Below are 10,332 nucleotides of genomic sequence, written 5' to 3'. Positions count from 1 at the left end.
TGGCGACCTCCTCTTTCGGGAGGTTGAATCAGATCGAGCCCGATTGGGGAAGCCTGTTTATGGGGACAGGCCCTAGGACTCGCCGCGCCCGCCCGCCGTGATCCCGGCGCGCCCTTGGGATATAGCGCCGCAGGCGGGGGCCGCGCCTGGGTCGATCGGCCCATGACAGGTGAATTTCTTCGATCCTCTGCAATACTGGTCCGGGGAATCACGCGAACAGGCCGGGGGCGCCTGCGTGTTCGACGACGAACAGACCAATGCCGTCCTGCGGATCTACGACGCCGTCACCGCGCCGGGGCAGTGGAGATCGGCGCTTGATCTCGTCTCGGTCCAGGCGGGCGCGCGCGCGGCGATGATCGTCACGCGCGGAACCGGGCCGGGACAGGCGGGCCGCCGGTTGATGAGCGGCGAATACCTCGCCTTCTCCAAATCTCGCCACGGCATTCTTTACATGATCGCCCACAACCGAAAGCAGAAGGGGGATTGGGCCTACCTCTCCGGCCGCCCGCTGCATGAATTCACGCCCGATACGCGGATGCACGCGGCCGAACAGCTCGACGCCCGCGGCGATTACAGGTTCCTGCGCCGCCATCTCGGGATCGGGCGGCGGGTGGGGGCGCGGCTCAGCGCCGACCGGCTGTGGTTCGATGCGATCAGCCTCGGCTTCGACGCCCGCGCCGCCGCGGCCCCGCCGCCCGAGGCGCTGGAGCGCGCGGCGCCGCTGCTGCCGCACCTGTCGAAGGCGCTGGAGCTGAGCCGCGGCTTCCTGAAGCTGCGCGCGCGGGAGAACGCCATGCTCGGCGCGCTCGACCGGGTCGGCGTCGGCCTCGCCGTGGTCGACGGGGCGGGCGGGTTGGTCCATTCAAACGCCGCCTTCGACGCGGCGCTGGGGGAAGCGGCGGGGATCGGCCGGACCGGGACCGGGCCGCTGCATTTCCGGGACGCGGCCGAGGGCGCCGCGGCGCAGGCGGCGATCGCGGCGGCGGCGGCGCTGGCCGGGGGCGACGGCGCGCGGGGCGGGGCCTGCAAGGCGACGGCGGAGTTCGAGTTCCCCCGCCGCGGCGGCGGCGCGCCGCTCCTGCTCGACATCAGCCCGCTGCGCGACGGCGCGGCCGAGATCGCGCCGGGCTTCGCGGGCGCGCTGCTGACGCTGGTCGACCCCGACGCCGCGCCCCCGTCGGGCGGCGCGCGGGTGGGCCGGGCCTACGGGCTGACCCCGGCGGAATGCGCGGTGCTCGACGGGATCCTCGCCGGGCTCTCGGACAAGGAGATCGCCGCGCGCCTCGGCAAGGCGCCCTCGACCGCCAAGAACCAGGTCGCCGCGATCCTCGAGAAGACCGGCTGCGCGCGGCGGAGCGAGCTGATCCGGCTGGTGCTGCGCGCGGTCCCGCCGGTGGGCTGAGGCGCCGCTACGTCGCGCCGTGCCCGACATCGACGAAAGACCGGGGCCGCCGCGCCTTGACCGCGCCCCCCGCCCATGTCACTTCGGCGCCCGACGAAGGGTTCCGCCCCCGTCCCGGCGCGCGCCGGGCGCGGGGGGGCGGGACCCACGGTGCAGGCGCCCCCCCCCTCGCGGCGGGGCGCTGCAGGCGCCCGGCACGGGGCGACGAGGCAGGAGCGACGCATGGGCCAGGGCATGCAGGGCGCAGCCACCAACGGACGCAAGCGCGCGCGCCGGGTCGGGGTGGTCGACGTGGGCTCCAACTCGGTCCGCATGGTGGTGTTCGAAGCCCGCCGCCGCGCGCCCGACTATTTCTTCAACGAAAAGGTGCTCTGCGGCCTCGGCGCCAGCCTGCAGGAAACCGGCCGGCTGTCCCCCGACGGCCGCCGCCGCGCCCTCGCCGCCATCCGCCGCTTCGCCGCCCTGGCCCCGCGCATGGGGCTCGACGTGCTCGACGGCGTCGCCACCGCGGCGCTGCGCGACGCCGAGGACGGCCCCGCCTTCCGCGACCTGGTGGAGCACGAGACCGGCCTGCGCCTGCGCGTCGCCTCGGGCGAGGACGAGGCCCGCCTCGCCGCCCAGGGCGTGCTGCTGGGCTTTCCGGGCGCGCGGGGGCTGGTGGCCGATCTCGGCGGCGCGTCGCTGGAGCTGTCGCAGATCGGCGAGGGGCGCCTGCTGGGGCCGGGCCGCACCTTCCCGCTGGGGCCGCTGCGCCTGCAGCAGCTGTCGGACGCGGATGTCGACGCCGCCATCGCCGAGGCGTTCGGATCGGCCCGCGACCTGGTCGGCCCGCCGGGCGGGCGGCTCTACCTCGTGGGCGGGGCCTGGCGGGCGATGACCAAGATCCACATGACCCGCGTCGACTACCCGCTCGACGTGCTGCATGGCTTCTCGATGCCGGGGCCGGAGATGCTGCGCCTGGCGCGCGACATCTCCCGCGCCGACCCGGAGGAGCTGATGGAGGAGGTCAGCGCCTCCTCGGCCCGTCTCGCGGTCACGCCGATGGGCGCGCGGGTGCTGGCGGGGCTGATCCGCGCGGCCGAGCCGTCCGAGGTTCTGATCTCGGCCTTCGGGCTGCGCGAGGGGGTGTTGTGGGAGCACATGGACCCCGCGATGCGCGAGGAGGACCCGCTGCTGTCCTCGGCCCGGGCGATGGAGGCGCGGATGTCGCGCCGCCCCGGCTTCGGCGACGCGCTGGCGGAATGGGTCTCGCCGCTGTTCCCGGGCTATGACGCGGCGAAGCTGCGCATCGTGCGGGCGGTGTGCCTGCTGGCGGACACGGCCTGGAGCGCGCATCCCGACCACCGCGACGTGGCGGTGCTGGAAATGGTGCGCCGGGCCAACCTGATCGGGCTGAGCCACCGGGAGCGGAGCTTCGCCGCCGCCGCCCTGTCGCACCGCTACCGCGCGGCGCGCAAGCTCAAGGGCAGGGCGCCCGATCTCGGGCCGCTGAACGAGGACGACGCGCGCGACGCCAAGATCCTCGGGCGGGCGATCCGGCTCGGGGCCATGCTCACCGGGTCCTCCCCCGCGGTGCTGTCGCTGGCGCCGCTGCGGGTCGAGGGCGAGACCCTCGCGCTCGACTGCGCGCCCGAGGTGCAGGACATCATGGGCGAGGTGGTGCGCAAGCGGCTCGGGTCGCTGGCGCAGACCATGGGCCTCGTGGCCGGCTGACGCGGGCCGCCGGTCGGGGGGCCGGTCGGGGGGCTGGTCGGGGGGCTGGTCGGGGGGGCCAATCAGGGGGGGCGTGCGCTCGAACCCTTGGTTCGGCGGCGCCCGGTCCCGCGCAGGTTGCGCGGGGCGCGGTGAATAGAAATTGAAGATAAGATGAAGAAAACGGCCCGCAACCGAGTTGCGGACCGTTTCCCCCCTAGACTTGGGCTGTTGTTTCGCCGGCAGGTCATGCGGCGCCTGCCGTTGGAGGAGCATACAGCATTCGGCCTGTCTTGCAACGCGTGCACGCTGGGGGCGAATTCACTCTCGATTCCCGGTATTTGCCGCGGCGCCGAAGAGGTGCGGGCAAGACGCGGCGCCCCGCGCGGACAAGCGCCGCGATGGCGCGGATTTCGCGGCTATGTGCGCCGCACCACCGGCGGGCGGCGCGGCGCTTCCGGGCGCAAGCGCAGCGCGTGCGCCGGGCGGCCGGGCCCGCCATCCGGCCGGGCCCGGCGGTCCCGAATCAACGCCTCATCGACGCCGGCCGCGCCGCGAGCGTTGCGCGCCGCCCTCCCCTCCGCTAGACCGCAGCGTTGACGGGGGCCGCCGCCCGCCGCGCCCTGACCGCCGGAGAGACCCGACAGATGCGCCTGACCCGCTATTTCCTGCCCGTGATGAAAGAGACGCCCGCCGAGGCGCAGATCGCCAGCCACCGGCTGATGCTGCGCGCGGGCATGATCAAGCAGAACGCCGCCGGCATCTATTCCTGGCTGCCGCTGGGCCTGAAGGTGCTGCGCAACATCGAGCGCATCGTGCACGAGGAGCAGCAGGCGGCGGGTCACCTGCCGATCCTGATGCCGACGCTCCAGCCCGCCGACCTGTGGCGCGAGTCCGGCCGCTATGACGCGTATGGCGAGGAGCTTCTGCGCATCCGCGACCGGCACGAGCGCGACATGCTCTATGGCCCGACCAACGAGGAGATGGTCACCGACATCTTCCGGTCGCACGTGGAAAGCTACAAGGCGCTGCCGCTGACCCTCTACCACATCCAGTGGAAGTTCCGGGACGAGCGCCGCCCCCGCTTCGGCGTCATGCGCGGGCGCGAGTTCCTGATGAAGGACGGCTACAATTTCGACCTGACGAAGGACGACGCCATCCACGCCTATAACCGCCACATGGCCTCCTACCTGCGCACCTATGAGCGCATGGGCCTGAAGGCGATCCCGATGCGCGCCGACAGCGGCCCCATCGGCGGCGACGACACCCATGAATTCCTGGTGCTGGCCGAGACGGGCGAGTCCGAGGTGTTCTACGACAAGGCGATCGAGGACCTGCACCTGGGCGACCGCGCGATCGACTATGCCGACCGCGAACAGCTCGAGGGCATCCGCGAGGAGTGGACCACCCCCTACGCCCGCACCGACGAGACCCACGACCCCGCGCTCTACGAGGCGATCCCCGAGGAGCGCCGCGTGCAGGGCCGCGGCATCGAGGTGGGGCAGATCTTCTATTTCGGCGCCAAGTACTCGGAGCCGATGGGCGCCACGGTGATCGACGCGGAAGGCAATCGCGCGCCGGTCCACATGGGCAGCCACGGCATCGGCGTCTCGCGCCTCGTGGGCGCGATCATCGAGGCGAGCCATGACGACAAGGGCATCATCTGGCCCGAGGCCGTGGCCCCCTTCGGCTGCGGCATCGTCAACCTGCGCCAGGGCGACGCCGAGACCGACGCGGCCTGCGAGGACCTCTACGCCAAGCTCTCGGCCGCCGGGGCGGAGCCGCTCTACGATGACCGCAACGAGCGGGCGGGCGCCAAGTTCAACACCATGGACCTGATCGGCCTGCCCTGGCGGATCACCGTCGGCCCGCGCGGGCTGAAGGACGGGCTGGTCGAGGTCACCTGCCGCAAGACCGGCGAGACCGAGGAGATGTCGCCCGAGGCGGCGGCGGCGAAGATCGCCACGGTGTTCGCCGGGATCTGATCCGGGCGCGCGTTGGGATAAGGGGCGCGGGCCGCGGGGCCCGCGCCCTTTGTCATGCGCGGGGTGCGAGGGGGGAGGAAGGGCATGCATGCCCTTCCTCCCCCCTCGCACCCCGCGCATGACAAAGGGCGCGGGCCCCGCGGCCCGCGCCCCTTATCCCAACGCGCGCCCGGATCAGATCCCGGCGAACACCGTGGCGATCTTCGCCGCCGCCGCCTCGGGCGACATCTCCTCGGTCTCGCCGGTCTTGCGGCAGGTGACCTCGACCAGCCCGTCCTTCAGCCCGCGCGGGCCGACGGTGATCCGCCAGGGCAGGCCGATCAGGTCCATGGTGTTGAACTTGGCGCCCGCCCGCTCGTTGCGGTCATCGTAGAGCGGCTCCGCCCCGGCGGCCGAGAGCTTGGCGTAGAGGTCCTCGCAGGCCGCGTCGGTCTCGGCGTCGCCCTGGCGCAGGTTGACGATGCCGCAGCCGAAGGGGGCCACGGCCTCGGGCCAGATGATGCCCTTGTCGTCATGGCTCGCCTCGATGATCGCGCCCACGAGGCGCGAGACGCCGATGCCGTGGCTGCCCATGTGGACCGGCGCGCGATTGCCTTCCGCGTCGATCACCGTGGCGCCCATCGGCTCCGAGTACTTGGCGCCGAAATAGAAGATCTGCCCCACCTCGATGCCGCGGCCCTGCACGCGGCGCTCCTCGGGGATCGCCTCGTAGAGCGCGGGGTCGTGGGTCTCGTCGGTGCGGGCGTAGGGGGTGGTCCACTCCTCGCGGATGCCCTCGAGCTGTTCGCGGTCGGCATAGTCGATCGCGCGGTCGCCCAGGTGCAGGTCCTCGATCGCCTTGTCGTAGAACACCTCGGACTCGCCCGTCTCGGCCAGCACCAGGAATTCATGGGTGTCGTCGCCGCCGATGGGGCCGCTGTCGGCGCGCATCGGGATCGCCTTCAGGCCCATGCGCTCATAGGTGCGCAGGTAGGAGGCCATGTGGCGGTTATAGGCGTGGATGGCGTCGTCCTTCGTCAGGTCGAAATTGTAGCCGTCCTTCATCAGGAACTCGCGCCCGCGCATGACGCCGAAGCGGGGGCGGCGCTCGTCCCGGAACTTCCACTGGATGTGGTAGAGGGTCAGCGGCAGCGCCTTGTAGCTTTCCACGTGCGACCGGAAGATGTCGGTGACCATCTCCTCGTTGGTCGGGCCATAGAGCATGTCGCGCTCGTGCCGGTCGCGGATGCGCAGAAGCTCCTCGCCATACGCGTCATAGCGGCCGGACTCGCGCCACAGGTCGGCGGGCTGGAGCGTCGGCATCAGGATCGGCAGGTGACCCGCCGCCTGCTGCTCCTCGTGCACGATGCGCTCGATGTTGCGCAGCACCTTCAGGCCCAGCGGCAGCCAGGAATAGATGCCGGCGGCGTTCTGCTTGATCATGCCCGCGCGCAGCATCAGCCGGTGGCTGGCGATCTGCGCCTCGGCGGGCGTCTCTTTCATCACGGGCAGGAAATAGCGGGTCAGGCGCATCTGTCGGGTCTCTCCGGCGGTCAGGGCGCGGCGGGCGGCGGCCCCCGTCAACGCTGCGGTCTAGCGGAGGGGAGGGCGGCGCGCAACGCTCGCGGCGCGGCCGGCGTCGATGAGGCGTTGATTCGGGACCGCCGGGCCCGGCCGGATGGCGGGCCCGGCCGCCCGGCGCACGCGCTGCGCTTGCGCCCGGAAGCGCCGCGCCGCCCGCCGGTGGTGCGGCGCACATAGCCGCGAAATCCGCGCCATCGCGGCGCTTGTCCGCGCGGGGCGCCGCGTCTTGCCCGCACCTCTTCGGCGCCGCGGCAAATACCGGGAATCGAGAGTGAATTCGCCCCCAGCGTGCACGCGTTGCAAGACAGGCCGAATGCTGTATGCTCCTCCAACGGCAGGCGCCGCATGACCTGCCGGCGAAACAACAGCCCAAGTCTAGGGGGGAAACGGTCCGCAACTCGGTTGCGGGCCGTTTTCTTCATCTTATCTTCAATTTCTATTCACCGCGCCCCGCGCAACCTGCGCGGGACCGGGCGCCGCCGAACCAAGGGTTCGAGCGCACGCCCCCCCTGATTGGCCCCCCCGACCAGCCCCCCGACCAGCCCCCCGACCGGCCCCCCGACCGGCGGCCCGCGTCAGCCGGCCACGAGGCCCATGGTCTGCGCCAGCGACCCGAGCCGCTTGCGCACCACCTCGCCCATGATGTCCTGCACCTCGGGCGCGCAGTCGAGCGCGAGGGTCTCGCCCTCGACCCGCAGCGGCGCCAGCGACAGCACCGCGGGGGAGGACCCGGTGAGCATGGCCCCGAGCCGGATCGCCCGCCCGAGGATCTTGGCGTCGCGCGCGTCGTCCTCGTTCAGCGGCCCGAGATCGGGCGCCCTGCCCTTGAGCTTGCGCGCCGCGCGGTAGCGGTGCGACAGGGCGGCGGCGGCGAAGCTCCGCTCCCGGTGGCTCAGCCCGATCAGGTTGGCCCGGCGCACCATTTCCAGCACCGCCACGTCGCGGTGGTCGGGATGCGCGCTCCAGGCCGTGTCCGCCAGCAGGCACACCGCCCGCACGATGCGCAGCTTCGCCGCGTCATAGCCCGGGAACAGCGGCGAGACCCATTCCGCCAGCGCGTCGCCGAAGCCGGGGCGGCGCGACATCCGCGCCTCCATCGCCCGGGCCGAGGACAGCAGCGGGTCCTCCTCGCGCATCGCGGGGTCCATGTGCTCCCACAACACCCCCTCGCGCAGCCCGAAGGCCGAGATCAGAACCTCGGACGGCTCGGCCGCGCGGATCAGCCCCGCCAGCACCCGCGCGCCCATCGGCGTGACCGCGAGACGGGCCGAGGAGGCGCTGACCTCCTCCATCAGCTCCTCCGGGTCGGCGCGGGAGATGTCGCGCGCCAGGCGCAGCATCTCCGGCCCCGGCATCGAGAAGCCATGCAGCACGTCGAGCGGGTAGTCGACGCGGGTCATGTGGATCTTGGTCATCGCCCGCCAGGCCCCGCCCACGAGGTAGAGCCGCCCGCCCGGCGGGCCGACCAGGTCGCGGGCCGATCCGAACGCCTCGGCGATGGCGGCGTCGACATCCGCGTCCGACAGCTGCTGCAGGCGCAGCGGCCCCAGCGGGAAGGTGCGGCCCGGCCCCAGCAGGCGCCCCTCGCCGATCTGCGACAGCTCCAGCGACGCGCCGCCGAGATCGGCCACCAGCCCCCGCGCGCCCGGAAAGCCCAGCAGCACGCCCTGGGCGGCGAGGCGGGCCTCGTCCTCGCCCGAGGCGACGCGCAGGCGCAGGCCGGTCTCGTGCTCCACCAGGTCGCGGAAGGCGGGGCCGTCCTCGGCGTCGCGCAGCGCCGCGGTGGCGACGCCGTCGAGCACGTCGAGCCCCATGCGCGGGGCCAGGGCGGCGAAGCGGCGGATGGCGGCGAGGGCGCGGCGGCGGCCGTCGGGGGACAGCCGGCCGGTTTCCTGCAGGCTGGCGCCGAGGCCGCAGAGCACCTTTTCGTTGAAGAAATAGTCGGGCGCGCGGCGGCGGGCTTCGAACACCACCATGCGGACCGAGTTGGAGCCCACGTCGACCACCCCGACCCGGCGCGCGCGCTTGCGTCCGTTGGTGGCTGCGCCCTGCATGCCCTGGCCCATGCGTCGCTCCTGCCTCGTCGCCCCGTGCCGGGCGCCTGCAGCGCCCCGCCGCGAGGGGGGGGGCGCCTGCACCGTGGGTCCCGCCCCCCCGCGCCCGGCGCGCGCCGGGACGGGGGCGGAACCCTTCGTCGGGCGCCGAAGTGACATGGGCGGGGGGCGCGGTCAAGGCGCGGCGGCCCCGGTCTTTCGTCGATGTCGGGCACGGCGCGACGTAGCGGCGCCTCAGCCCACCGGCGGGACCGCGCGCAGCACCAGCCGGATCAGCTCGCTCCGCCGCGCGCAGCCGGTCTTCTCGAGGATCGCGGCGACCTGGTTCTTGGCGGTCGAGGGCGCCTTGCCGAGGCGCGCGGCGATCTCCTTGTCCGAGAGCCCGGCGAGGATCCCGTCGAGCACCGCGCATTCCGCCGGGGTCAGCCCGTAGGCCCGGCCCACCCGCGCGCCGCCCGACGGGGGCGCGGCGTCGGGGTCGACCAGCGTCAGCAGCGCGCCCGCGAAGCCCGGCGCGATCTCGGCCGCGCCGTCGCGCAGCGGGCTGATGTCGAGCAGGAGCGGCGCGCCGCCGCCGCGGCGGGGGAACTCGAACTCCGCCGTCGCCTTGCAGGCCCCGCCCCGCGCGCCGTCGCCCCCGGCCAGCGCCGCCGCCGCCGCGATCGCCGCCTGCGCCGCGGCGCCCTCGGCCGCGTCCCGGAAATGCAGCGGCCCGGTCCCGGTCCGGCCGATCCCCGCCGCTTCCCCCAGCGCCGCGTCGAAGGCGGCGTTTGAATGGACCAACCCGCCCGCCCCGTCGACCACGGCGAGGCCGACGCCGACCCGGTCGAGCGCGCCGAGCATGGCGTTCTCCCGCGCGCGCAGCTTCAGGAAGCCGCGGCTCAGCTCCAGCGCCTTCGACAGGTGCGGCAGCAGCGGCGCCGCGCGCTCCAGCGCCTCGGGCGGCGGGGCCGCGGCGGCGCGGGCGTCGAAGCCGAGGCTGATCGCATCGAACCACAGCCGGTCGGCGCTGAGCCGCGCCCCCACCCGCCGCCCGATCCCGAGATGGCGGCGCAGGAACCTGTAATCGCCGCGGGCGTCGAGCTGTTCGGCCGCGTGCATCCGCGTATCGGGCGTGAATTCATGCAGCGGGCGGCCGGAGAGGTAGGCCCAATCCCCCTTCTGCTTTCGGTTGTGGGCGATCATGTAAAGAATGCCGTGGCGAGATTTGGAGAAGGCGAGGTATTCGCCGCTCATCAACCGGCGGCCCGCCTGTCCCGGCCCGGTTCCGCGCGTGACGATCATCGCCGCGCGCGCGCCCGCCTGGACCGAGACGAGATCAAGCGCCGATCTCCACTGCCCCGGCGCGGTGACGGCGTCGTAGATCCGCAGGACGGCATTGGTCTGTTCGTCGTCGAACACGCAGGCGCCCCCGGCCTGTTCGCGTGATTCCCCGGACCAGTATTGCAGAGGATCGAAGAAATTCACCTGTCATGGGCCGATCGACCCAGGCGCGGCCCCCGCCTGCGGCGCTATATCCCAAGGGCGCGCCGGGATCACGGCGGGCGGGCGCGGCGAGTCCTAGGGCCTGTCCCCATAAACAGGCTTCCCCAATCGGGCTCGATCTGATTCAACCTCCCGAAAGAGGAGGTCGCCA

At 73.1% G+C, this 10,332-nt stretch carries 6 protein-coding genes; 3 read left to right on the top strand and 3 right to left on the bottom strand.

The window, feature by feature from the left end; genetic code table 11:
* Positions 1 to 235: 235 nt before the first annotated feature.
* The 3 genes from ACQ5SO_RS20845 (at position 236) to proS (ACQ5SO_RS20835) (ending at position 5,079) form a co-directional block, all read left to right on the top strand.
* Positions 236 to 1,402, top strand: coding sequence for a helix-turn-helix transcriptional regulator (locus ACQ5SO_RS20845; protein ID WP_430943579.1), 1,167 nt, complete (start codon positions 236 to 238; stop codon positions 1,400 to 1,402).
* A gap of 222 nt (positions 1,403 to 1,624) precedes the next feature.
* Positions 1,625 to 3,115: an exopolyphosphatase gene (locus ACQ5SO_RS20840; RefSeq protein WP_430943580.1), complete on the top strand. Its 1,491-nt coding sequence runs from the start codon at positions 1,625 to 1,627 to the stop codon at positions 3,113 to 3,115.
* Positions 3,116 to 3,741: 626 nt separating this feature from the next.
* Complete coding sequence (gene proS / locus ACQ5SO_RS20835; RefSeq protein WP_430943581.1) at positions 3,742 to 5,079, top strand: proline--tRNA ligase; 1,338 nt, start codon at positions 3,742 to 3,744, stop codon at positions 5,077 to 5,079.
* Positions 5,080 to 5,253: 174 nt separating this feature from the next.
* Here proS (ACQ5SO_RS20835) and proS (ACQ5SO_RS20830) read toward each other — a convergent pair whose 3' ends face one another.
* The 3 genes from proS (ACQ5SO_RS20830) to ACQ5SO_RS20820 form a co-directional block, all read right to left on the bottom strand.
* Positions 5,254 to 6,591: a proline--tRNA ligase gene (proS, locus tag ACQ5SO_RS20830; RefSeq protein ID WP_430943581.1), complete on the bottom strand. Its 1,338-nt coding sequence runs from the start codon at positions 6,589 to 6,591 to the stop codon at positions 5,254 to 5,256.
* 626 nt (positions 6,592 to 7,217) lie between these two features.
* Positions 7,218 to 8,708 (bottom strand): exopolyphosphatase, encoded by a 1,491-nt coding sequence (locus ACQ5SO_RS20825; protein ID WP_430943580.1) that lies wholly within the window; start codon positions 8,706 to 8,708, stop codon positions 7,218 to 7,220.
* Positions 8,709 to 8,930: 222 nt separating this feature from the next.
* Complete coding sequence (locus ACQ5SO_RS20820; protein WP_430943579.1) at positions 8,931 to 10,097, bottom strand: helix-turn-helix transcriptional regulator; 1,167 nt, start codon at positions 10,095 to 10,097, stop codon at positions 8,931 to 8,933.
* Between the last annotated feature and the right edge of the window lie 235 nt (positions 10,098 to 10,332).

It is taken from the genome of Rhodovulum sp. DZ06 (assembly GCF_050586345.1).
Lineage (GTDB): Bacteria > Pseudomonadota > Alphaproteobacteria > Rhodobacterales > Rhodobacteraceae > JBOCEF01.
This window is presented reverse-complemented; position numbering and strand designations above follow the sequence as displayed.

Excerpts from the sequence above, each read along its gene's own strand:
- ACQ5SO_RS20840 (WP_430943580.1), top strand. The coding sequence starts at position 1,625 with ATGGGCCAGGGCATGCAGGGCGCAGCCACCAACGGACGCAAGCGCGCG.
- proS (WP_430943581.1), top strand. The coding sequence starts at position 3,742 with ATGCGCCTGACCCGCTATTTCCTGCCCGTGATGAAAGAGACGCCCGCC.
- proS (WP_430943581.1), bottom strand. The coding sequence starts at position 6,591 with ATGCGCCTGACCCGCTATTTCCTGCCCGTGATGAAAGAGACGCCCGCC.
- ACQ5SO_RS20825 (WP_430943580.1), bottom strand. The coding sequence starts at position 8,708 with ATGGGCCAGGGCATGCAGGGCGCAGCCACCAACGGACGCAAGCGCGCG.